The sequence below is a fragment of the Brevundimonas sp. GW456-12-10-14-LB3 genome, from assembly GCF_059424365.1.
This window is the reverse complement of the sequence record NZ_JBWKZJ010000004.1, coordinates 133,814-157,934: the sequence shown is the minus strand read 5'-3', so window position 1 is coordinate 157,934 and position 24,121 is coordinate 133,814. Positions and strand designations below refer to the sequence as shown.

Genomic DNA, 24,121 nt, shown 5'->3' with positions numbered 1-24,121 from the left:
TACTAAGCCTGGGTCGCGATCCAGCCGTCCACGATCCGCTCCAGCACCGACAGGGGCACGCCCCCGGCGGCCAGGGCCGTGTCGTGGAAACCCTTCAGGTCGAACTTGGCCCCCAGGCTGGTCTTGGCCTTCTCGCGCAGGCGGACCCATTCATTGTGGCCGACCTTGTAGGCGCAGGCCTGGCCGGGCCAGCCGCAGTAACGTTCGACCTCGGACACAGCGGCCCCTTCCTGATCGCCATAGGCCTCCATCATGTACTGGATGCCCTGTTCGCGGCTCCAGCCCTTCGAGTGGATGCCGGTGTCCACCACCAGGCGCGCCGCGCGGAACATCAGGGACTGGACATAGCCGATCTGGCCGATCGGATCGTTTTCATAGGCGCCCAGTTCGTCGGCCAGCTGTTCGGCGTACAGACCCCAGCCTTCCACATAGCTGGAGAAGCCCAGCAGGTTCATATATTTGGGCGCCGCCTCGCTCTCCTGCTGCAGACTGATCTGCAGATGGTGGCCCGGCGCGGCCTCGTGATAGGTCAGGGTCGGCAGGGTCCAGGACGGCCATTCCGCCGTGTCCTTCAGATTGATCCAGTAGATGCCCGGCCGCGACCCATCCAGACTCGGCGAGTTGTAGTAGCCCATGGGCGCGCCAGCCTCGACCGCAGGCGGGACGCGCTTGATCTGGACCGAAGCCTTGGGCAGGCGGCCGAAGGCGCCGGGCAGACGGACCTGCATGTCGGCCATCTGGGCGTTCAGCTTCTCGATCAGCTCGGCCTTGCCGGCGTCGGTGTTCGGATAGACGTATTTCGAATCCTGGCCGAGCGCGCGGATCCGTTCCGCCACAGTGCCCTGGGTCAGCCCCTGGGCCTTCAGCAGGGTGTCGGCGCGGGCGGTCAGCTCGGCCATCTGGGCGCGGCCGGTGCGGTGGATCTCGTCCGCCGTCAGCCGGGTGGTGGTGATGTAGCGCAGGCTGTTGGCGTAATATTGCTGGCCCTGCGGCAGGCGGCGAACCGAGGCCTCATGTCCGGCGCGCGGCAGGGCGGCCTTCAGCAGGGCGTTCTGGGCCGACAGGGCGGGATAGACCTTTTGGGTCAGCAGGGCCTCGACCTGGGCGCCCCAGTCGCCCGACAGGCCCTTGGCCTGCGTCCTGTCCACCACCGAGGCGACCATGGGCGAGGCGGCGGCGGCGGTGCTCAGAATCCCGTCCTGCTGGGCGATGGCCTTGGCCAGGATGAAGTCCGGCGGGATCACCCCCAGGGCGTAGTCCTCGCGCAGACGTTCGGTCTCGGCGGTCAGGACGTCGGCGAAGGCGGAGATGCGGGCCACATAGGCGTCGGCGTCCTCGGCCGTCTGGATCGTATGCTGGTTGGCCAGGAAGTCCGGCGTCGACTGATAGGCCCCGCCCTGCTGGCTGACGCGGTAGGGGTTGGGCCAGCCGCCCTGGCCGTAGGGGATGGCGAAGGTGGCGATCACCCCGTCCAGATTGTCGGCGATGGTGTCGTAATAGATGCCGTCCTGGGCGTCCATGGACGACCGATCCAAAGCGCCGAGCGCGGTCCGCTGGGCTCTGGTGAAGGCGCGGAACTTCTCCTCGTTCTCGGCAGTCGGAACGGTCAACTGCGACTTGGCGGCCGCGCGCGCGCCGGCGTCCAGGCCGAAGGCGGTCACGGTTTCGGGACTGAGGTCCAGGGTCTTTTCGAACGCCTGGTCCATGAAGGCGGCCAGGGCGGCCTTGGACTGGGCGGCGTCGCCGGCCGGGGCGTTCAGCGCAAACGCCTGGCCGTGGGCGGCGGCGAGACCCGCGCCCGCAGCGGCGGACAGAAGAAGGCGGCGACGGTCGATCATGGAAGGCCCCAGCGAGTATGTCTGACCCCAATGGAGCGCCGGTCGTCTCGACCCGCAAGTGAAATCGCGGACAGGCGCAGACCACCTTCCCCCGCTTGCGGGGGAAGTGTCAGCTCGTAGAGAGCAGCGAGACGGTTGACGATGGGGGAAGTTCCGCTTCTGCAAGAAAGAAGACTTCCCCCTCCGACCCTGGTTCGCTTCGCGAACGCCGGGGATGGTCTCCCCCGCAAGCGGGAGAGGGTCTTGAAAGTCACCCCGCCGCCTTCACCGCCGCCGAAACCTCCGACACCACCCGCTTCACCAGGGCCGCGTCGTCGCCTTCCGCCATGACCCGGATCAGCTTCTCCGTGCCCGAGGGCCGCACCAGCAGCCGCCCCGAGCCGTTCAGCGCCGCCTCGGCCTCAGCGATCGCCGCCTTGACCTTCTCGTTCTCCAGCGGCTTTGCGGCGGTGAAGCGCACATTCTCCAGCTTCTGCGGCACCGGGTCGAACTGGCGGGCCAGTTCGCTCATCGGCTTGCCGGACTCGACCAGAACCGCCAGCACCTGCAGCGCCGCCATCAGGCCGTCGCCGGTAGTGGCGTGGTCGTGCAGGATGATGTGGCCCGACTGTTCGCCGCCGATGTTGAACCCGCCCTCGCGCATCCGCTCCATCACATAGCGGTCGCCGACCTTGGTCCGCTCCAGCGTCAGGCCCTCGGCCTTCAGCCGCCGCTCCAGTCCCAGGTTGGACATGACGGTGGCCACCACCCCGCCGCCCGCCAGCCGGCCGCGCCGGGCCCAGTCCAGGCCGACCAGGGCCATGATCTGGTCGCCGTCCACCACCTGGCCCTTCTCGTCGCAGATGATGACCCGGTCGGCGTCCCCGTCCAGGGCGATGCCGATATCGGCTCGGTATCGCTTGACCGCCTCGACCAGGGTTTGCGGATGGGTGGAGCCGCATTCGGCATTGATATTGGTCCCGTTCGGAGCCACCCCCACGGGGAAGACCTCGGCCCCCAGTTCGAACAGTGTGGTGGGGGCGACCTTGTAGCCGGCGCCGTTGGCGCAATCGACGGCGATCCGCAGGCCCTGTAGCGACAGCCGTTTCGGGAAGGCCTGTTTGGCGATCTCGATATAGCGGGCCTGGGCGTCATCGATCCGCTTGACCCGACCCAGCTTGTTCGACGGCGCCAGCCCATGGTCCAGGCCGTCGTCCATCAGGGCCTCGATCTTCAGCTCGATCTCGTCCGACAGCTTGTAGCCGTCCGGGCCGAACAGCTTGATCCCGTTGTCGGCATAGTCGTTGTGCGAGGCCGAGATCATCACCCCCAGGTCCGCGCGCATCGACCGGGTCAGCATGGCCACCCCCGGCGTCGGCACCGGGCCGAAGGTGCGCACGTCCATGCCCACTGAGGCGAAACCGGCGACCAGGGCCGGCTCGATCGTATAGCCCGACAGGCGCGTGTCCTTGCCGATCACCACCAGATGGCGGCGGTCGTCGCCGGTGCGGAACAGTTTCCCTGCGGCCAGACCCACGCGCAGCGCGACCTCGGCCGTCATCGGATAGGTGTTGGCGCGCCCGCGAATGCCGTCGGTGCCGAAATATTTCCTGTCGCCCAAGGCGTCGTCCTTCGTTTCGGGTAACGTTCCGAAACCCCATTTTTGATGCAGTCCGCCTTAAGATTGCCTAGACGGCGGGTGGGGTCTGATGCGTGGCTTAGCCCCGGATCGCCGCCAGTGCAAAGCGGCGCCCTTCTGTTTCCTTCCTCTTCGGAGTTCCCAGCGCATGTGCGGCATCATCGGCGTCACCGGCAATGGACCCGTCGTTCCCCGGCTGATCGACAGCCTGAAACGGCTGGAATACCGAGGCTATGACTCCGCCGGAGTCGCCGCCGTTGTGGACGGCGCGGTCGAGCGCCGGCGCGCCCAGGGCAAGATCCGCAATCTGGAAGCCGTCCTGGCCGAAGCGCCGCTGAAGGCCACGGTCGGCATCGGCCACACCCGCTGGGCCACCCACGGCGCGCCCACCACCGCCAACGCCCACCCGCACAAGGCCGGCCGCGTCACCCTGGTCCACAACGGCATCATCGAGAACTTCGCCGAGCTGAAGGCGGAACTGGCCGCAGAGGGCCATGTCTTCGAAAGCCAGACCGACACCGAGGTCATCGCCCACCTGCTGGACGCCGAGCTCAACACTGGTCGTAGCCCCCTGGAGGCGTTCAAGATCACTCTGGACCGTCTGACCGGCGCCTACGCCCTCGCGGTGCTGATCGACGGCGAGGACGATCTGATCCTGGGCGCCCGCCGCGGCAGCCCCCTGGTCGTCGGCTGGGGCGAGGATGAAATGTATCTGGGCTCTGACGCCCTGGCCGTGGGGCCCTTCACCCAGAAGATCTCCTACCTGGAAGAGGGCGACTATGTCGCCGTCACCCGAACCGGCGCCCAGATGTTCGACGTCGCCGGCAAGCCGGTCGAACGCGCCGTCGTCCAGGTCTCGGCCTCCTCGGCCATGGTCGAGAAGGGCGAATACCGCCACTTCATGGAGAAGGAAATCCATGAACAGCCCGACAGCGTCCAGCACACCCTGTCGGAATACCTCGATCTGGTGACCGGAAAGGCCAAGACGAACGCCATCGACTTCGCCGCCGTCGAGCGGATTCAGATCGTGGCCTGCGGCACCGCCTTCTACGCCGGCCAGATCGGTCGCTATGCCTTTGAAAGGCTGGCGGGCCTGCCCTGCGACGTCGAGATCGCCTCCGAGTTCCGCTACCGCTCGCCGGCGGTGTCGCCCAAGACCTTGGCCGTCGCCGTCAGCCAGTCGGGGGAGACCGCCGACACCCTGGCCAGCCTGACCTGGTGCAAGGCCCAGGGGCTGAAGACGGCCGCGGTGGTCAACGTCCACTCCTCCTCCATGGCGCGTGAGGCCGAGGTGCTGTGGCCCACCCATGCCGGGCCGGAGATCGGCGTCGCCTCGACCAAGGCCTTCACCGCCCAGGTCGCGGCCCTGCTGGCCCTGGCCGTCGCGGCCGGCGTGGCGCGTGGTCGGATCGACGCGGCCCAGGAGGCGGAACTGGTCAAGGCCCTGTTCGAAAGCCCTCGCCTGATCGCCGAAGCCCTGCGCATGGACGCCAGCATCCGCGCCGTGGTCCAGGATTTGGCCAAGGCCGACGACATCCTGTTCCTGGGCCGGGGCGCCATGTTCCCCCTGGCCATGGAGGGCGCTCTGAAGCTGAAGGAGATCAGCTATATCCACGCTGAGGGTTACGCCGCCGGCGAGCTGAAGCACGGCCCGATCGCCCTGATCGACGAGGAAACCCCGACCATCGCCCTGGCCCCCCTGGACGATGTGTTCGAAAAGACCGCCTCAAACCTGCAGGAAGTCGCCGCGCGCGGCGGCCCCGTAATCATGATCGCCCCGGAAAACGCCCCCGACCCGCACGGCGCCGGCATTCGCCGTATCCACGCCCCGGACTGCCACCCCCTGATCGCGCCCTTGGTTTACGCCGTGCCGATGCAGCTTCTGGCCTACTACACGGCCGTTCAGAAAGGCACGGACGTCGATCAGCCCCGCAATCTGGCCAAGTCCGTCACGGTGGAGTGACGCGCGGGTGATCAAAAAGCATACTTAGAATTACACTATAGGTCGCGATTCAGCCTGAAATATCGTCAAGGGCTCGGCGGCAATCGGGATTGCATCCTTATTGATGAGTGCCCATCCGGCAAATTTATTGCATGGGCAGCTCGTTAAATTTCGCGGCTCAGGGCTAGTTTTCTATTTGATCGACAGCGGCGTTAGCTCGCCACGCAAAGTGTGACCGAGGTAAGCGCTGCCTCCTTTACCACGAAACAAGGCGCTCTGTGAAACGTCCTCAGCTCGCCAGTAATGAACGACCAAGCTATTACGGGTTCGGGCGAAGTCTTTGATCGGCGATCCGCCGTGGATTAGTTGACCGTGCCAGATTAGAACATCTCCCGGCTGCCCCTTGTAAAGCGTAACTTCGAGATTTCGCTTTTCGATTTCTCCTCGAATGTAATCGTGGCAGGCTGCCATCTCTGCTTCGATCGCGTTCAGTCGTCCATCCGAAAAACGGTATGGTGGAATTTGATGGCTTCCCGGGTAGAAGAAGATCGGGCCGTTTTGGTCGTCAACTGGATCTAAGGTGATGCTTGCCGCCACCATGCCTTCGTCTTTCGGAGGGGGCATGTACCAGCTGTCTATGTGTGCATCCTGTTGGCTGCCCCGTTCGAAATTGAGAGAGTTGCATATCATGGGTTCGCCATTGAGCAGCTCAGCTAGGACAGGCTTAAGTCTCCTTGACAGCGCAACATTGCGGATTTGTTCGCTGTAAAGGAATAGATTGTTCAGCTTGTAGGCTTCGGATCTCACTGACGGCGGGGCCTCATTCATCGAAAAGCAGCGACCCGCGTGCGGTCCAGTGATGACATCTACTTGGTGTGGGTTGCCCATGGGGTTCGCCCACTGCCAATCAACAGCCTTTCTTACGGCCGCCATCTCCGTCGGGCTTATGGCCTTCTTGAGATGCAGATAACCCTGATCTTTCCATATTTTCTGCTGTGCTGCAGAAAGCGATCGAAACGCGTTGAACATTGAGTGGCTCCCGAGAAGGCATATTAACGAGCGCGGGATTTCCGTTCAACCGTATCTGCAGCAGTTGTCTCATGCCGCAAGGCATCTAAAAGGGATGAGCAATGACAGGGACCCGTAGACAGGTGTTGAGTTACAAAATCGCTGGCGGGTGGGCCAAGGCACTGGAGAGGCTCAGGAAGTCCAACAATACCGTTCATCGTGACGAGGGGGTGGCTGCTTTGAGGGCGGGGCGTCCTCTGGAAGCTATAGATGCGCTTCGCAGGCATCTCGCTGTGCGCCCTCATGATGGTCACAGTTGGGTGCGCTTGGGAAATGCGCTGAAGGACGCCGGCCGCTACGACGAGGCGGAGGCAGCCTATGAAAGAGGCTGCAAGCTCAAGCCGCGCTCGTCCAATGCTTGGCTGAGGCGCGCTTATCTCGCAAAATTTTCCGGCCACAATGAACGAGCTGCGGCTTTCTTCCGTCGGAGCTTCGAGCTTGACGGCAATTCGGAAGCTGGGCGGGAGCTTCTTAGAATGGGTGAGCACGGCGCGTCAGTCCGAGATGCGCCGGATATCGTCGGGTGCATCGACGGTCTCGTCGCGAATTCGATTTTCGGCTGGTGTGTGGACCCCGATGGGCCCGAAGGTCCGGCCGAGTTGGAATTTCTCCAAAACGGCTTGGTTGTCGGGGAGGGCAGGACATCGTTGCCGCGGCCAGACGTGGTGGCCGCCGGCTTTAGCAACACTCATGCTGGGTTTAGGATCGCGCTCAGCTCTGACTACCGAGCGGAGGCCGGCGCGGTGGTGGCTAGGTTGGCGCGCAGCAAACGGACCTTGGTAAACTCGCCGTACCAGCCTTCTGCAGACGATCATGTAGCCATATGGCTCAAGCGGTGGGACGGCTTGGCCAGCCATGAGCTAGAAGAGCTTTGCGATTCAATGGATCGTGAAACAGCTGGAAGTTTATTGTCCATTGTAATGCCCGTCTACAATACGCCCGTTGATTGGCTCAGACGGGCAATAAACAGCGTAATTTCACAGTTCTGTAGCAGGTGGGAGCTGCTGTGTGTAGATGATGCCTCCACAGAACCTCTGGTGCAACAAGTGTTAACTGAGTTTTCTGCTGTTGATTCCAGGATTAAGGTGATAAGAAGAGAGAAGAATGGCGGTGTGTCTGCGGCTGTGAATGATGGCATTCGACATGCGCGAGGAAAATATGTCGCCTTTCTCGACCATGATGATGCCCTAGAGCCGGAGGCTGTGTATAGGGTTCTGAAAGAATCACTGTCAGGTCACGATATTATATATACTGACGAAGTCATATGTGGTGAGGACATAGATGTTATATCTCAAGTTGTAGCTCGCCCCAGTTTTTCCTACGATTACTACATATCGCATCCATATTTTGTTCACTTTGTTTCTGTAAAAAGATCATTAGCTAAGAAGGTGGGTGGGTATGATCTAAAAATGAACATCTCTATGGACGTTGATTTTGTCCTGCGCATCTTGGAAAATTCGAAATCCGTGTCGCACATTCCTGTTCCGCTTTATCGGTGGAGGACGCACGATGGCAGTGCTGGTCATGAGAAAATCGACGCCGTAATGGACGCAACGCGACGTTCTTTAGAGCGACATCATGCCCGAACAAATAGTAGGGCTGAAGTGTCGAATGGACTAACGTTCAATACATTCCGCCATGATTTTCCTTCTTGCGCCAAATCTCTGATCATAATTCCGACAAAGAATCGCGTTGACCTGCTGAAGCCCTGCGTAGATTCTTTGTTGCTAACGACAGAATCTGACGTATTGATCGTCGATCATGATTCGAACGATCAGGCGACTTTGGATTACATGTCTCAACTTCCGAATCGTGTAAAAGTAATAAGGTATTCCGGACCGTTCAATTTTTCTGCAATGAATAACAGGGCAGTCGAAGAGGCGGGGAGTGGTTATGATCTCTACTTGTTTGCCAATAATGACGTCGAAGCGATCGAAGCTGGTTGGATTGAGCACATGCAGGGGCTTTGCCTTCGTGAGGATGTTGGGGCTGTAGGAGCGCTTCTCCTCTATTCTGATGGATCCGTTCAGCACGGCGGCGTTGTGCTGAATGTGGGTGGGCCTGCAGAGCACGTGTACAAGAATGCGCCCTCGAACCTTGGTGAGGGAAGGAACCCAGGGTATATAAGCGGCTTGGTTTCCGTGCGTGATTTTTCGGCTGTTACCGGTGCCTGTATGATGGTGCGCGCCGACATATTTAAGACGGTGGGCGGTTTTGATCCTCTCCTCGCAGTTGGATTTAATGACATAGATTTATGTCTGAGGATAAGAGAGGCGGGGTATAAGGTTCTCTTTGATGGTCATGCCGTGCTATACCATCATGAGTCTGCAACACGTATGACATCCAAGCAGCTGAGTCATCCTAAAGACACCAGCTTAATGAGCGCGAGGTGGTCAGATCTAATGGGTAGGCATGATCCGTACTTTAGTCCGCTGTTTAGTGACGAGGCTCCAGCACTCCACGAAGTCAGGAAGACTATAGACCCGTTTCGCCCTGCGCATGTGAGCTACCTGCGTAGGAAGCCCTCGGTCAGGCGGGGCAGCAGCAAGATTCCGCCCTCTATAGTAGTGAATTGAGTGCTATGCGGGTCACACCGGTTCTCGCTGCAGACGCAGATAGGCGGGATCGAATTCCGCGATCGCGGCCAGCCGCGGCCAATCCAGGATTTCGACTTGGCCGCCGGTCCAGTTGACCAGGCCCTGGGCGCGCAACTCGGCGACCAGACGATTGATATGGACCGTCGACAGGCCCAGCATATCGCCTAGTACGGATTGCGTCAGTGGAAGCCTGAAGCTTCGGTCTTCCGCCTGTCCCACGACCTCAAGGCGCAAATAGAGTTCGCACAACAGATGGGCCAGGCCGCCGAGGCCGCTGCGGCGGCCGATGACGGCCAGCCACTGCCGGTGGATCGCCGCGTCGATCAAGGTGTCCAGCCACAGCAGTCGGGCCAGATGCGGGTGATTTTCCGTAAGGGCGATAAGTTCCGCGTGCGGCGCCTGGGCGATGACGCAGTCCGTCAGGGCCTGCACGCCGTGATCCATCTGCTTCATCAGCAGGCTGTGCAGATCGACGAAGTCGCCATCGACATTGATCTCGGTGATCTGCCGGCCGCCGTCGGCGAGGGACACATGGCGCGCTGCGAAGCCGCTGATCAGAAGGGTGCTGTGGGTCGGATGGCCGTGGCGCTGGACGAAGTCCGCCCCGCTGCGGACCTCCCTCGGCGGACCGAGCACCTTGTCCAGGGCGGCGATCTCCTCGGGCGACAGCCGGTCGCGAAGCGCCAGCTTATCGACCAGGGTTCTTATGGTCGGATCGGTTGGGACGGCGTTCATTCGTCGGCGTCCGCCAAGGCCCAACCCTGGGGGGCCTCTTGGGACGCCTTGGCCGTAACGCTGACCACCGTCACGCCCTCTGCATCGGTGACGATGACGCTGAAGACGCCCGTGTCCCAAAATCCGGCGCTGCGATAGCGCAGAATTTCCCCCAGGATCGTGACCGCCTCCTCTCGTGCGGCGTCGACGTTCGGCAGGTCCTCGCCCTGGTCGTCGCGAATGCGGTCCCCGTTCTGGGTATGAAAGAAATAGCGCGGCAACCCCACCTCCAGCAGCAGACCTGCAAGAAGCGACGATCGGCCGGATTGGTTCAGCCTTTTTAGATTTCCTGATTAAAGGCGCCGATCTCGGAATAGGCGGCCAGGCGCGGCTTGATCTCCTTGCGGAACAGGTCGCGCATGTCGTCTTCTGAGCGCATGCTCTCGACCACCACGACCAGCTCCGGCTTGTTGGACGAGGCGCGGACCAGGACCCAGGAGCCGTCCTCCAGGTGCACCCGCACCCCGTTGACGGTGATGGCCTCGACGATCTTGCGCCCCAGGATCTCGCCGCCCGCTGCAGCCAGATCGGCGTATTCCTTCACGATCCGCTCCAGCACCCCGTACTTCAGCTCGTCGTCGCAATGGGGCGACATGGTCAGGCTGGTCCAGGCGTCGGGCAGGGCGGCCTTCAGCTCGCTGAGCTTCTTGCCGGGATTGCGGTCCAGCATGGCCAGGACTGCGCCTGCCGCCACCAGGCCGTCGTCATAGCCGTAGCCCAGGTCGCCGGCCATGAAGAAGTGGCCTGACTTCTCGAACCCGGCCAGGGCGCCCAGTTCGGCCGTCTTGCGCTTGATGTAGGAATGGCCGGTCTTCCAATAGACCACCTCGGCGCCGTTGGCCTTGAGGATCTCGTCGGTCTTGTAGAGGCCGGTCGACTTCACATCGACGACGAAGGTGCTGTTCGGGTGGACCTTGGACAGGTCGCGCGCCAGCATCAGGCCGATCTTGTCGGCGAAGATCTCCTCGCCCGTGTCATCGACCACGCCGCAGCGATCCCCGTCGCCGTCGAAGCCCAGGGCCAGGTCGGCGCCGGTCTCCTTCACCCGCTCAGCCATCTGCACCAGCATGGCGTGGTCTTCCGGGTTCGGATTGTATTTGGGGAAGGTGTAGTCGAGGTCTGTGTCCATCTCGATCACCTCGACGCCCATCCGGCGCAGGGCGTCGGGCGCGAAGGCGCCGGCCGTGCCGTTGCCGCAGGCGCACACCACCTTCAGCGGCCGCTTGATCTGAACCTTGGAGGCCACGTCGGCGACATAGGTCTCCCGGAAGTCCTCGACCCGGACCAGTCTGCCGTGAGACCGGGCCACGCCCTCGCCGTTCAGCACGATCTCCTTCAGCCGGCCCATCTCCTCGGGGCCGAAGGTCAGAGGCTTGTTCGCCCCCATCTTGACCCCGGTCCAGCCGTTCTCGTTGTGGCTGGCGGTGACCATGGCCACGCAGGGCGCGTCCAGTTCGAACTGACCGAAATAGGCCATGGGCGACAGGGCCAGGCCGACGTCCAGCACCTCCATCCCGCCTTCCAGAAGGCCCAGGATCAGAGCCTGTTTGACGCTGAGGCTGTAGCCGCGAAAGTCGTGGCCGACGACGATCTTCGGCGCCACGCCGATCTCATGGACATAGGTCGCCAGCCCCAGCCCCAGGGCCTGAACGCCCAGGAGGTTGATTTCTTTTTCCAAGATCCAGCGCGCGTCATATTCGCGAAACCCCGTCGGCTTGACCAGGGGCTCTGTCTCATAGGCGGCCGTGTTCGGCTTCAGGTCCTGGCGGGGCTTGAGCATGGTGGGTCCTTGAAGGCGGTCGGCGGTGGGCGGGAGAGGAACCGGCAGCGGCGACGGCGCTAGGCGGCCGCGCGTTTGCGGATGCGGGCGATGCGACGCAGGCGCCGCCAGAAGCGGCCCCGTTCAGGCTCGGGATAGGGCTGCAGATTCTCCACGAACTGCTCGGCCGACGCCCGCCAGCTGAACTTTTCCGCATAGGCCCGGACCGTCCCCCGATCCAGATCGAGGCATTTCAGGCAGGCGGTCTTCAGATCGTCGTCTATCACCCCGGCGCCGGATCCCGGGATGATGTCGATCGGTCCGTGGGCGGGATAGGCGGCCACCGGCGTGCCCGCCGCCATGGCCTCCAGGATCACCAGGCCGAAGGTGTCGGTCCAGCTGGGGAAGACGAAGACGTCGGCGTCCCGGAAGCACCGAGCCAGTTCGCCGCCGAAGCGCGCGCCCAGGAATTTGGCCTCGGGGTATTTTTCCTGAAGTTCCGCGCGCGCGGGGCCGTCGCCGACGATGATCTTGGTGCCGGGCAGATCCAGCTCCAGGAAGGCCTCGATATTTTTCTCCACCGCGACCCGGCCGACGTTCAGAAAGAAGGGACGGGGCCAGTCCTTGGCGCCCATCTGGTCATAGATGGGCTCGAGATCGGGCCGGAACACCTCGGTGTCCACGCCGCGCGACCAGGGGGAGACGTTCTTGAAGCCGTGTTCGACCAGTTCGTCCCGCAGGGTCGGGGTCGCCACCATCAGCCGGCCGGACGGCTTGTGGAACCACTTCATATAGGCGTAGCCGACCTGGACCGGAATCGGGAAACGCGCCGACACATATTCCGGGAATTTGGTGTGATAGCTGGTGGTGAAGGGCAGTTTCCATTCCACGCATATGCGGCGGGTGGCGATGCCGATCGGCCCCTCGGTGGCGATGTGGACGGCCTCCGGCTCGAAGGCCCGCAGCATTTCGCGGATTTCTTCCTCGGCCCCGAGCGCCAGCCGAATCTCCGGATAGGTGGGGCAGGGGATGGTCTTGAACAGGCTGGGCTCGATGACCTCCACCTCATGGCCCATGTCGCGGCATTCCGCGACCGTGCGGGTCAGGGTGCGGACGACGCCATTGACCTGAGGTTCCCAGGCGTCGGTGGCCAGAACGATGCGCATGGAGGCGGGCGGACCCTGAGCCGTTGAGTAAGAGCGGAACTTCTAGACGCTTCGAATGACGATGGCGAGATGGATATGGAGGAACCTCATGCCAGCTCCAGAGCCCAGCTGATGTCGGGCCGAAGCGCGCCGAGGGTGGCCCTCGTCTGAACGAAAGCCGCCATGATATGGTAAAAGGAACTGGCGGGCGCCGGCTCGTCAATAAAGTCCCCGCTTTCCAGCATCTGGTCTCGCCAGAGACCGACAGGGATGAGGTATCGCCACAAGGCTCTTTGCGCTCTCGCGGCCTGCATCAGGCAAAGATCGCGCCGTCCGTCGTCGGTCAGAGACGCCAGAAGCAGCGCCGCCTTCAACCATTCCGTCTGGGGCCACAAACGCGCGCGGGCGCTGCGGATCGAGCCGTCCAAATTCATTGCGTCGATCGCCACGCCCCGCCCTCGATCGACCCCTTTTAACCCGGCTTCGAAAAGATTCCAGGCGACCTCCACCCCCTCGGCGTCGGCACGACGCTTCGCATGATGAGCGAGAAGCCATGCCCATTCGAACTGATGCCCAGGTTCCACAAGCGTCCCATCCGGCCCCTCGGCCGGGGACCAGTCGGGCGAAAAGAACTCTCTGAGCATTCCTGTCTTGGGGTCGATGAAGCGGCTGCGTGCCAGGGCGACGATCCGATCCGCTAATTCCGCCCAAGATGGGTCGCCCTCAGCCTCCTCCCAAGCCAGGGCGGCCTCAAGCAGATGCATATGCGCATTGGCCTGATATGGATGCGCCCCAGCCTCCACCAAACCGCCGCCCTTGTCCATCGCAGTCATCAACTGATCCCGCAGGTTGGCGGCCTGGAACTGATGTGCAGCTTCAGGATCCAAACGCGAGACGGAGGCAAGGGCGAACAGAAGGAAGGCTTGGTCGTAAAGGGTGGTCGTATCGTCTTCAGGCGCGCCGCCTGTGGTTATGCGTGTCCGCAGACGTCCGCCGCCCGTCATCAAGCGCTGATTCATCCAGTCCAAACCGGCCGCGACCGCTGGGCGCCAAGGGCCGGGCCATCCAAGGTGTCCGGCCTGGGCGTAAACTTGAATCTGGCGCGCTTGGACGACGGCGCGGCGAGACGCATGAAGTCTGCGACCGTCCTGGGTCAGTAATTCTTCAAAGCCGCCCTGGGCGTTCTGTCCCAGGGTGCACCAGGTCGGCAGGGCCGACTGGCGCATCCAGGCCGCAAACCGTACAGCGCCTTCATCCAGTGTTTCCTGCACGGGCTGCGGGAAATCCAGATGACGCGGCGACAGGCTCTGTAGCCGTTTGACGATTTTCCGCACGTCCTGGCTCTTCGCCAAATCTGCGACCAGAACGGCGTCCTGCTCCACCACGATGGCGAGATTGGATACCCCCACAGCGGCGACCATCACGCCGTCGCAGGCTCGCACCAGACAGTTTTCCGCATCTTCCAAGATGTGCAGACCGACGTCGCCCTCACCGGACTTCTGGACGGCGTCCCACGCGCCCAGATCGGACCAGTCGAAAGCGACAGGAAGCACTGAGGCCCGCTCCGTCTTCTCCAGCACAGCATAGTCGATTGATATGCGAGGCGCATCGCTGAAGCGGCGCCCCAACAGGATCACGCCGCCATCGACGACGGCGGCCTCCATGGAGTCCGTCACCGCCTCGACCAGACCTGCGGTGACTTGACCTAGCTCGGCCTTCAGTATGTCGGCGCGCACGACGAAGTTGCCGCTGTTCCACAGATAACCGTCGGCGATGTAGCGTTCGGCCGTGGCCAGGTCCGGCTTTTCGACGAACGCCCGAACCTCGGCTAAGCCTTCGCCGCGCGGCGCTATGTAGCCATAGGCCGACGACGGGCCGGAGGGTATGACGCCGAACGTCACGATTCGGCCTGCCAAGGCGGCGTCGCTGGCCGATGCCACGGCCTTGCGGAACGCCGCGCCATCCGGAATGTGGTGGTCGGACGCGACGAACAGATTCACGGCGTCCGGGTTCTGCCGTTCGGTCCAGATCGCCGCTGCGGCCATGGCGGCCGCCGAATCCCGCGCTGTTGGTTCAAGTAGGACGACGGCGTCCCGCTCCAACTCCTTCAGTTGGTCGCAGATCGCTTGCCGGTGCGCCACGCCGCCTATGATGATCAATCGACCGTGCTCCCCTGCAAGGTCGGCGACACGCTCAACCGTATCCTGAAACAGGGACCGATTGCCGGCTAGCGGAATGAACTGCTTAGGCCGAGAGGGGCGGGACGCAGGCCAAAGCCGCGTGCCCGAGCCGCCGCACATGATGACAGGAAAGATGACCGGCATCGGCGCGGCGTTGACCCTCATTGTTTGGGCTTCAGGCTTAGGCGAATTGGGAGCGCGCGTCATCCCATGCCGTAACCAAGGGGCGACGGCGGCGAGACCAGAAGCTGCACCGATCCGATCAAATCGGCAGTACGGTTGTCGACTTCACCTCTTCCAGCACCGCATAGGTCCGGGTTTCGCGGACCCCCGGCATGCGCACCAGCACGTCTCCCAGAAAGGCGCGATAGGCGTCCATGTCGCCGACGCGGGCCTTGATCAGATAGTCGAAGCCGCCGGCGACCATATGGCATTCCAGCACCTCGGGCTGTGTGCGCACCGCAGCGGCGAAGGCTTCGAAGACGTCGCCGGTGGTTCGGTCCAACAGGACCTCGACGAAGATCAAGAGGTCGCGGCCGACCTGGGCGGGATCGACCATGGCGGCGTAGCCGGTGATGACCTGCCGGTCGCGCAACCGCTTGACCCGCTCGAAACAGGCGGCGGGCGAGAGGTGGCATCGGCGCGCCAGTTCGGCGTTGGAGATGCGACCGTCGGCCTGCAGCACACGCAGGATGCGTCGGTCTACCGGATCCAAATCCGTCATCGGAAATCACGCCCTTTCACGAACGATCTTCGGCTTTGGCGTATATCATACGAAGCACCTTCAACGAACTCCGGCATATACGGCTAAAATCCACAGGATTTGTCGCCGATGACCCCGCCCGCCTTCTCACCCTCGTCCCTGGCCCTCTGGGACGAGCTGGACCATCACAAGTTCCGCGATGAAAAGGCAGTGGTCGCCGACAATCTGGCCCGCGTTCCGCTGGACGCCGCCGAACGCGCCGCGGTTGTCGCCGAAGCCGTGGCCTTGGTCGAACAGGCCCGCCGCAGCCAGAAGAAGCAGGGGGTGGTCGAAAGCTTCCTGCAGCAATTCAGCCTGGGCACCCGCGAAGGCCTGGCCCTGATGTGTCTGGCCGAGGCCTTGCTGCGCGTGCCGGACGAGGAGACGCGCGATCGGCTGATCGCCGAAAAGATCGGTTCGGCCGACTGGGCCTCGCACCTGGGCCAGTCGGACAGCCTCTTCGTCAACGCCTCCACCTGGGGGCTGATGCTGACGGGCAAGCTGGTGGATGTGGACGACGAGGCGCGCAGCGACCTGCCGGGCTTCCTGAAGCGGATCGCCGGTCGTCTGGGCGAGCCGGTGATCCGTCAGGCGGTGGCCACCGCCGTCAAGATCATGGGCGAGCAGTTCGTCGTCGGCCGCACCATCCAGGCGGCGCTGAAACGCTCGAACAGGGAAGGCTGGCTGTGCAGCTTCGACATGCTGGGCGAAGGCGCCCGGACCCTGGCCGACGCCGACCGCTATGAACGCATCTACGCCGACGCCATCGAGGCGGTGGGCAGGACGGCCAAGGGCCAGGGGCCGGAGCACGGCCATGGCGTGTCGGTCAAATTGTCGGCCCTCTCGCCCCGCTACGAGGCCACGCATGAGGACGAGGTCTGGACGAGCCTCTACCCCCGCATTCTCCACCTGGCACAGATCGCGGCGAAGTACGACATCAACTTCACCATGGACGCCGAGGAGGCGGACCGTCTGGCCCTGTCGCTGAAACTGCTCGATCGGCTGGCGCACGAGCCGTCGCTCGGCGGCTGGACGGGGCTGGGCCTGGCGGTTCAGGCCTATCAGAAGCGCGGGCTGGAGACGATTGAGCGGGTCGCCGACCTGGCCCGCCGCTCTGGTCGCCGGCTGATGGTGCGCCTCGTCAAGGGCGCCTATTGGGACACGGAGATCAAGCGGGCCCAGGTCTTCGGCCGCACCGACTATCCGGTCTTCACCACCAAGGCGGCGACCGATCTGAACTATCTGGTCTGCGCCCGGGCCATGATCGAGGCGGCGCCGGCCCTCTATTCCCAGTTCGCCAGCCACAACGCCCATACCCTAGCCGCCGTCCGCCGCATGGCGCGGGATCGCGGCGTCGCCGTCGAGCATCAACGGCTGCACGGCATGGGCGAGGCTCTTTACGACGCGGCGCAGGAGGCGTGGAAGGACGAGACCGTCATCGTTCGCGCCTATGCTCCGGTCGGCGGACATGAGGAGCTTCTACCCTATCTGGTGCGGCGCCTGCTGGAAAACGGCGCCAACTCCTCCTTCGTCCACGCCCTGCTCGACGAGCGGGTGCCCGCCTCGGCCGTCGCGGCCGATCCCATCTCCCTGGTCGAGCAGGCGCCCGACCGCCACCCCAAGATTCCGGTTCCCAAAGACATGTACGGCGATCGTCAGAACTCCCTCGGCCGCGACTTTTCCCAGGCCGCAGACCGCGAAGCCCATGCCAAGGCGTTGGAGACGGTCGATCGCGAGAAGCTGACCTCAGGCCCCATCATCGGCGGCAAGCTGCGGGCCGGGATCGACGCCCAGGCCGTGACCAATCCGTTCGACCGGTCGCAGGTTCTGGGTCATGTTTCTGAAGCGACGGCCGCCGACATCGACGCCGCAGTCGAGGCGGCCGCCCGCGCACAGATCGCTTGGGACCGCCAGGGCGGAGCCCAGCGTGCCTTGACGCTGCGCGCCATGGCCGACGCCTTGGAGGCCGATCTGGACCGATTGGTCGCCCTGCTCAGCCGCGAAGCCGGCAAGACCCTGAACGACGGCGTCGCCGAGGTGCGTGAGGCCGCCGACTTCTGCCGATACTACGCCCTGCTGGCCGAGCGCGACTTCGCCGCGCCCCAGACCCTGAAGGGACCGACCGGCGAGACCAACCAGCTGATCCTGCACGGGCGCGGCGTCTTCGCCTGTATCAGCCCGTGGAACTTCCCCCTGGCCATCTTCACCGGCCAGATCGCCGCCGCCCTGGCCGCCGGCAACGCCGTCCTAGCCAAGCCGGCCGAACAGACGCCCCTGATCGCGGCGGAGGCGGTGCGCCTGTATCACAAGGCCGGCCTGAACCCCGATCTTCTGGCCCTGGTTCCCGGACGCGGCGAGACGGTCGGCGCGGCCCTGGTCGCCCATCCGGGCGTCGACGGCGTCGCCTTCACCGGCGGCACCGACACGGCCGGCGCCATCAACCGGTCGATCGCCGCCCGCCCCGGCGCCATCATTCCCTTCATCGCCGAGACCGGCGGACTGAACGGCATGTTCATCGACACCACGGCCCTAAAGGAGCAGGTGATCGACGACGTGATCCAGTCCGCCTTCGGCTCGGCCGGCCAGCGTTGCTCGGCCCTGCGCATCCTCTATGCGCCCAAGGAGTCGGCCGACGCCCTGATCGAGGGGCTGAAGGGCGCCTTGGCGGTCCAGACCGTCGGCGACCCCGCCGATCCCAAGACCGACATCGGCCCCGTCATCGACTCCGAATCGCGCCGCGCCCTGGAGGCCCACGTCGAACGTCTGGCCCGCGAAGCCAAGGTGATCGCCCGCGCCGCCCTGCCGCTGGGTTCGGAAAAGGGCGATCTCTTCGCCCCCACCATCGCCGAAATCCCCACGCCTGACTTCCTGGAGCGCGAGGTGTTCGGGCCCATCCTGCACATCTACCGCTACGAGCCGTCCGAGCTGCAATCGGTCGCCTCGCGCCTAGCCGCGCGCGGCTATGGCCTGACCCTGGGCGTCCACAGCCGTATCGAAGCCTTCGCCGCCGAGGTGACGGCCCTGGTCCCCGCCGGCAACGTCTACGTCAACCGCTCCATCACCGGCGCCGTCGTCGGCGTCCAGCCCTTCGGCGGCGAGGGGCTGTCCGGAACGGGCCCCAAGGCCGGCGGACCGAACAGCCTGATCCGCTATGCGGCGGAAAAGGCGATCAGCGTGAACATCGCCGCCCAGGGGGGCGATCCGGCGCTGTTGAATTTGTAGGGGCGGGTTCCGGTGCTTTTCACCTTTAACCGTTCGGTTGAGCTTGTTATGGGCTGAAGCTGCTTACGCCAAAAGGATTTGGAATGTTCGGATTTTCCAAAAAGAAAGCCAGAGCCTCGGCCGGTTTGAAAAATAAAGAACATGCGGACTTAATAGCGGAAGTTAATCGGCTGAAGGCCGAGTTGGCTTTGCGTGAGCAGCAGCCTCACTTCGTTTCAGATTATACGGCCTATGTTCGCGACCTCATTCAGAAGCATCCGCTGGATGAGGCGATGTCCTATGCCGTTGGAGGCTCCTATGATGTGACCGGTTCGCTCCTGGTTGAGGTGATGGAACGGTGCGGCCTGAAGGATGGCATGTCCATCATCGACCTTGGCTGCGGTAGCGGGCGTCTCGCCAAGCACCTTGGAATAAGGTGCCCAAATATTCAGTATTTGGGCATTGATATCGTGCAAGAGCTGTTGGATTATGCGGAACGGCAGTCACCAGATCATTTTCGTTTTATTCTCAATCAAACCTTGAAGCTCCCGGTCGAGGATTCGTCGGTTGATATGGTGGCGATTTTTAGCGTCATAACTCACTTGCTTCACCAAGAGAGTTTCATTTATCTCAAAGAAGCGCGTCGATCCTTGAAGCCTGGTGGGCGGATTGTTTTTTCCTTTTTGGAAAGCGATTTTAACTGGCCTATCTTCCAAGGAATGGTGGATCGTGCTGAGGCGGGGGTTCGGGACGATCAACTCAATATGATTACCGAACGCTCCCAAATCGAATCCTGGGCGCGCCATCTCCAGATGGACGTGATCAGCTACGATCTCGGCCTGCCGCATCAGGGGGACGGCCAGACGGTTGCCGTGCTCGCTGACAGGCGAGATTTCTGACCCTCGTCGAGGCTCTTGCTCTCTCCAATCGCAAGCCTATGGTGCGCCCCGCGGCGTAGTCCACGTCGTCGCATCAGCGCAGGGTCATGAGCGTTTCCAGTTTCACACGCCGTCAAGGCCGGATCATTGGCGCATTGATGATGCGCGAAATCGTGACCCGCTTTGGGCGGGAGGGGTTCGGCTTCCTGTGGCTTATTGGCGAACCTTTGCTGTTCTGCATGGGCGTGATTGTGATGTGGTCGATCATCAAGCCAGAATACGAGCACGGCATTCGCATTGCCCCATTCGTGATGACTGGGTATATGTGCCTGCTCTTGCTGCGGCATCAGATTTCGTACTCTCAGGGTGCAGTTCAAGGAAACGTAGGACTTCTTTTTCACAAGCAAATAGCAGTAATACATCTTTTTATAGCGCGTAATTTTTTGGAGTTTCTTGGTTCTACCGCCGCCTTTATTGTCGTTTACTTTGTGCTGGTGTGCCTTGGCCAGGTTTCTCCCCCGCAGAACGTTCTCTTGCTATATGCCGGGTGGGTAGTGCTCACACTCAACAGTGTCGGCCTCGCCACCGTGATGGCGGCTTTGGCGATCAGGTGGGACGTGATGGAGAGGATTGTGCCCTTGGTCACATATCTCCTAATCCCGCTGTCCGGAGCATTCTTCATGGTGTCTTGGCTGCCGAAGCAGTTCCAAGAACTCTATCTGCTGGTGCCCATACCTCATGGCATCGAGATGGTCCGTGCCGGCATATTCGGACCTTTTGTCGAGACGCATTACCATGCGCCCTATGCTTTGATATGGGCTGGGGTGCTGAATTTTATCGGCCTAACTTTGCTTGCTGACGCCCGTGATCGGGTTGATGTGGAGTAGCGTCGCTTCCTGGCCTGGAACAAGATATGACTGAGCCGAAACTCAATTACGTGGGCCCGCCGCCCGAAGCTCTGACCTACGAGCGTAGAACACCCCTGTGGAAACGCATACCATTGGCGTTCTTGCTCGTGGTCGTTGCGCCGACGGCCTTGGCGGCGGTGTATTTTCTGTTGATTGCGTCGCCTCTGTATGTATCGGAGGCACGTTTTGTTGTTCGTTCGGCCGGTCAGACGCCCAGTTCTCTAGGGCTGGCGCTTCAAGGTGTCGGATTGGGGCAGACGCATAGCGACGCATTCGCAGTTCACGAGTACATGACTTCCGCCGATGGATTGAAGGACCTCCAGAAGCGAATAGATGTGTCGTCCGTGTTGAGTCGCCCAGGTGCCGACCTGTTTTCGCGCTACCCAAGAATAGGGGAGGTTCCAAGCGAAGAAGGGCTGCTCAAGGCTTTGAACCGCTTTGTCGTAGTCGGTTACGATTCTTCGACGGGGATCAGCACTCTCGAAGTCAAGGCGTTTCGTCCCAAAGACGCTCAAAACATCGCCACTATACTGCTGGATGGCGGTGAAGGGCTGGTCAATCGGCTGAACGAGCGATCAGTAAATGATGCTGTTCGCCAAGCGCGACTGACGCGGGAGAACGCTATAAATAACCTGGCGCGCGCTCAGGCCGAGTTGACCGGCTTTCGTAACCGCCAAGCGTTCGTTGATCCGCAAACTCTTGTCACCGAGAACGCCGAACTGGTGGGTCAACTGAACGCGCGTATTGCGGAGCTCCAGGCCGAACGCAGTCAGGTAGCGTCTCAAACCCCTGAAAGTCCGCAACTTCCGGCCATTGACGCACGCATCGCCGCTTATCGCAGACAGGCGGACGCAGAGCGTTCTAAGGTGACCGGGGGGGCTGCTTCCTTGGCTCCTCAGGTCGGTGTCTATGAGGAGTTGTCATTCAACAGGGAACTCGCTACGCGCGAGGTGGCTACCGCGACCACAGCGTTGCTGGCTGCTGAACAGGAGGCGCGGCGGCAACAGGCATACCTTGAACGCGTCGTGTCGCCGAACCTGCCGCAAACCGCCCAAGAGCCCCGTCGATGGCTTTCGCTGCTGGCGGTATTCTCCACCGCAATGCTCCTCTATGGATTGGGCTGGCTGATCTGGGCTGGTGTGCGTGAACATAGGCAGGGCTGATGAGGGACTTGACCTCTTCTGTCGGTTTGTCGGTCCAAAACCTGAGCTTGACGTACCGGACTGCGATCAGTCCCGTGTTCAGTGACTTGAACTTCACCCTAGGTCGCCAAGATAGGTTGGCCATCCTGGGGCGGAATGGTCAGGGCAAATCCACCTTGATCAAACTCCTCGGCGGCGTCATGTCCCCGACGGGTGGGCGGGTCGATTGGCATATGAGCCAGTCGTGGCCTATTGGCTTCCACGGTGGTTTCCAAGGAAGCTTGTCGGGCCTCGACAACATCCGCTTCCTCGCGCGCATCTATGGGCGCCCCTTTAGGGAAGTGCGGGATAGGGTAGATGATTTTGCGGAGTTGGGCCGCTCATTGCGTCAGCCCGTGAAGCACTACTCCTCCGGTATGAGGGCGCGCTTAGCCTTCGGTTTATCTCTAGCGATCGAATTTGAATGTTATCTTATCGATGAACTGGTCGCGGTTGGCGATGCCCGCTTCCAACGCAAATGTCAGCACGAGCTTTTTGAGCGACGTGCAGAAAGAGCCTTTCTGCTTGCCTCCCACAATACAGATCTGATCTCCGGCTATTGTGATCGAGCGCTTCTGGTCGAAAGCGGCAAAACTAAGATATTTGAAGATATCGGTGAAGCTGTCGAAATCTATAAGTGGCTGAGGACTGCGTGATGCCTGAAGAGGACACTGCAGGCTGGATGCGGCGTTGTATACTGATCGGCGCTGCACGGCAGTCGGACAGATGGATATCGACACTGCAAGCTGCTGCGCTGAAAAGTGGACAAGATGTTGTTTTGCTCGATGATATACCAACCCGATCTGATTTCGGAGATGATTCGCGCATCTATCTATCTCGAGAACATCGACATTTCGCTCCGACAGAGAATGCTGATCGTGTAGTTGTGTTGGACGGCATAGACCGTTTCTCCGGAATGGGGGATATTCCTGAAGATCACGCTCGTATTCACTTGATCGAAGTTTCGCGCCAAGCAGTTGAAGCTTTATTGTGGGCGAAAACTGACGCTATTATAACCACTGCAACGGCCGATGCCGCCCGCAACGGTGAGCCGCTTGTCTTGCTAGGGTTATCGGTTGTTCCTCCGAGGTTGGAGGAATTTGGCGACGACCCGCGAGATCGCCGAGCTATTGCGGCTATAGCCTACCTTACCGGCGAGGCCCGAGAGGCTTATTGGTGTCCTGTTCATTTCATCTATGATCGCCAGCCCTTGAAGGCTAGCGAAGTCGCCGTCACTCTAGACATGACTGGGCCGCCTCGCGCTCTGTTGCGCGGGCCGTATCTTTGGGCCCCTATTGGACGCTGGAAAATTGTCGCTCGGTTTTCCATCGATGTCGATGGAGCCCGCCAAGAACTGCAGTTTCGCTGGGGGCCGCCGTTGAAACCGACCACCTTGAAAACGAGCGCAGAAAAACCTGGCATATACGAGGTAGAACTCGAAGCCGAGTGGGATGAGATTGACGGCATGGAGTTTACGATTGCTCTCGTCCACGGTTGCGTTTCTGGCGAATTAGTTTTTCTGGGGGCAACAGTATCAAGCGTATAGGACTCGACGTCGCAAGGTTAGATGCGTCTCGCGCCTAGATTAATTTGGCTGTACGGCCTGTATTATTTTCACCTCCGCAGTCGTTGTGTGTCTTAGGGATTTTTGAGAACTCGCCGACTCGTCGCCTTGCAGCTGCTGTTTGGATTATCTTTCGCCATGTTCTCATCGCCGATCGTTCCTCTCCAGGCGCGCCGCTTCGGCGATGCGCGAGGATGGTTCATGGAGACATACTCGGAGGCTGCCGCGTTGGCGGCAGGGATCGAGGTACGTTTCGTTCAGGACAATCAATCGTTTTCAGCCGCCGTTGGCACAATCCGCGGCTTGCACTTCCAGCGACCGCCACGCGCTCAAGCTAAGTTGGTGCGCTGCGTGCGGGGGTCGATCATGGACTATGCGGTGGATATCCGCCGAGGATCGCCGACCTATGGCCGGCATGTAGCGGCCAAGCTGACCGCCGAGGGCGGGGAGCAGTTGTTCGTGCCGGTGGGCTTCGCACACGCCTTTGTCACCCTCGAGCCGGATGTGGAGGTCGCCTACAAGGTGAGTGACGTCTATGCGCCCGATTGCGATGGCGGTATCGTCTGGAACGATCCGACCATCGGCATCGACTGGCCCCTCCCAGAAACTGGTGCGGTCCTGTCCGACAAGGACAGGCTTTTGCCGAACCTGGTCGATTTCGACAGTCCCTTTGAGTATGACGGCAGGCCGCTCGAACCCCTGCCCACGCGCTAACCTGAACACTGA

Annotated in this window: 18 protein-coding genes; 9 read left to right on the top strand and 9 right to left on the bottom strand. The window is 61.9% G+C overall.

Translation table 11 applies throughout. The features are described 5' to 3' along the window. Positions 1–2: 2 nt before the first annotated feature. Together AC07XS_RS03530 and glmM are read right to left on the bottom strand one after the other, a co-directional pair. A complete protein-coding gene (locus AC07XS_RS03530; RefSeq protein WP_182713349.1) occupies positions 3–1,838 on the bottom strand; it encodes a DUF885 family protein in 1,836 nt (611 codons plus the stop codon). Positions 1,839–2,088: 250 nt separating this feature from the next. After that, positions 2,089–3,438, bottom strand: a complete 1,350-nt coding sequence (gene glmM / locus AC07XS_RS03525; RefSeq protein ID WP_182713350.1) for a phosphoglucosamine mutase — start codon at positions 3,436–3,438, stop codon at positions 2,089–2,091. 166 nt (positions 3,439–3,604) lie between these two features. Here glmM and glmS point away from each other — a divergent pair, with 166 nt between their 5' ends. Further along, a complete protein-coding gene (gene glmS / locus AC07XS_RS03520; protein ID WP_152949383.1) occupies positions 3,605–5,419 on the top strand; it encodes a glutamine--fructose-6-phosphate transaminase (isomerizing) in 1,815 nt (604 codons plus the stop codon). Positions 5,420–5,590: 171 nt separating this feature from the next. Here the strand turns inward: glmS and AC07XS_RS03515 are convergent, their stop codons facing one another. Beyond that, complete coding sequence (locus tag AC07XS_RS03515) at positions 5,591–6,427, bottom strand: phytanoyl-CoA dioxygenase family protein (RefSeq protein WP_182713351.1); 837 nt, start codon at positions 6,425–6,427, stop codon at positions 5,591–5,593. A gap of 125 nt (positions 6,428–6,552) precedes the next feature. Between AC07XS_RS03515 and AC07XS_RS03510 the strand changes: the two genes are divergently transcribed. Beyond that, on the top strand, positions 6,553–9,042 hold the full coding sequence (locus AC07XS_RS03510) for a glycosyltransferase (RefSeq protein WP_182713352.1): 2,490 nt from the start codon (positions 6,553–6,555) through the stop codon (positions 9,040–9,042). A 12-nt stretch (positions 9,043–9,054) separates the two neighbouring features. Here AC07XS_RS03510 and AC07XS_RS03505 read toward each other — a convergent pair whose 3' ends face one another. From AC07XS_RS03505 to AC07XS_RS03480, 6 genes are all read right to left on the bottom strand, one after another. Beyond that, the gene (locus tag AC07XS_RS03505) at positions 9,055–9,798 is read right to left on the bottom strand and encodes a Crp/Fnr family transcriptional regulator (protein ID WP_182713353.1); all 744 of its coding nucleotides are present in this window, start codon (positions 9,796–9,798) and stop codon (positions 9,055–9,057) included. Beyond that, positions 9,795–10,064 carry a DUF6894 family protein gene (locus AC07XS_RS03500; protein WP_224761162.1) on the bottom strand — a complete coding sequence of 90 codons (270 nt, stop codon included), beginning with the start codon at positions 10,062–10,064 and terminating at the stop codon, positions 9,795–9,797. The genes AC07XS_RS03505 and AC07XS_RS03500 overlap by 4 nt, the downstream gene beginning before the upstream one ends. A 53-nt stretch (positions 10,065–10,117) precedes the next feature. After that, positions 10,118–11,617 carry a phosphomannomutase/phosphoglucomutase gene (locus AC07XS_RS03495; RefSeq protein ID WP_182713354.1) on the bottom strand — a complete coding sequence of 500 codons (1,500 nt, stop codon included), beginning with the start codon at positions 11,615–11,617 and terminating at the stop codon, positions 10,118–10,120. A gap of 59 nt (positions 11,618–11,676) precedes the next feature. Then, positions 11,677–12,762 carry a glycosyltransferase family 4 protein gene (locus tag AC07XS_RS03490; RefSeq protein WP_182713355.1) on the bottom strand — a complete coding sequence of 362 codons (1,086 nt, stop codon included), beginning with the start codon at positions 12,760–12,762 and terminating at the stop codon, positions 11,677–11,679. 86 nt (positions 12,763–12,848) lie between these two features. Further along, complete coding sequence (locus AC07XS_RS03485; protein WP_287397814.1) at positions 12,849–15,086, bottom strand: AGE family epimerase/isomerase; 2,238 nt, start codon at positions 15,084–15,086, stop codon at positions 12,849–12,851. 97 nt (positions 15,087–15,183) lie between these two features. Next, positions 15,184–15,645, bottom strand: a complete 462-nt coding sequence (locus AC07XS_RS03480; RefSeq protein ID WP_182713356.1) for an Lrp/AsnC ligand binding domain-containing protein — start codon at positions 15,643–15,645, stop codon at positions 15,184–15,186. A gap of 108 nt (positions 15,646–15,753) precedes the next feature. Here AC07XS_RS03480 and putA point away from each other — a divergent pair, with 108 nt between their 5' ends. The 7 genes from putA (at position 15,754) to rfbC (ending at position 24,109) form a co-directional block, all read left to right on the top strand. Beyond that, positions 15,754–18,885, top strand: a complete 3,132-nt coding sequence (gene putA / locus AC07XS_RS03475; protein WP_182713357.1) for a bifunctional proline dehydrogenase/L-glutamate gamma-semialdehyde dehydrogenase PutA — start codon at positions 15,754–15,756, stop codon at positions 18,883–18,885. 83 nt (positions 18,886–18,968) lie between these two features. Beyond that, on the top strand, positions 18,969–19,763 hold the full coding sequence (locus tag AC07XS_RS03470) for a class I SAM-dependent methyltransferase (protein ID WP_182713358.1): 795 nt from the start codon (positions 18,969–18,971) through the stop codon (positions 19,761–19,763). Between the two features lie 86 nt (positions 19,764–19,849). Beyond that, the gene (locus tag AC07XS_RS03465) at positions 19,850–20,629 is read left to right on the top strand and encodes an ABC transporter permease (RefSeq protein WP_182713359.1); all 780 of its coding nucleotides are present in this window, start codon (positions 19,850–19,852) and stop codon (positions 20,627–20,629) included. Between the two features lie 26 nt (positions 20,630–20,655). After that, the gene (locus tag AC07XS_RS03460) at positions 20,656–21,813 is read left to right on the top strand and encodes a KpsE/RkpR family capsule polysaccharide export protein (protein ID WP_182713360.1); all 1,158 of its coding nucleotides are present in this window, start codon (positions 20,656–20,658) and stop codon (positions 21,811–21,813) included. 8 nt (positions 21,814–21,821) lie between these two features. Next, on the top strand, positions 21,822–22,487 hold the full coding sequence (locus AC07XS_RS03455) for an ABC transporter ATP-binding protein (protein WP_224764349.1): 666 nt from the start codon (positions 21,822–21,824) through the stop codon (positions 22,485–22,487). Next, positions 22,487–23,377 (top strand): hypothetical protein, encoded by an 891-nt coding sequence (locus AC07XS_RS03450; RefSeq protein ID WP_182713362.1) that lies wholly within the window; start codon positions 22,487–22,489, stop codon positions 23,375–23,377. The genes AC07XS_RS03455 and AC07XS_RS03450 overlap by 1 nt, the downstream gene beginning before the upstream one ends. 126 nt (positions 23,378–23,503) lie before the next feature. Then, on the top strand, positions 23,504–24,109 hold the full coding sequence (gene rfbC / locus AC07XS_RS03445) for a dTDP-4-dehydrorhamnose 3,5-epimerase (RefSeq protein WP_224764348.1): 606 nt from the start codon (positions 23,504–23,506) through the stop codon (positions 24,107–24,109). Positions 24,110–24,121: the final 12 nt, after the last annotated feature.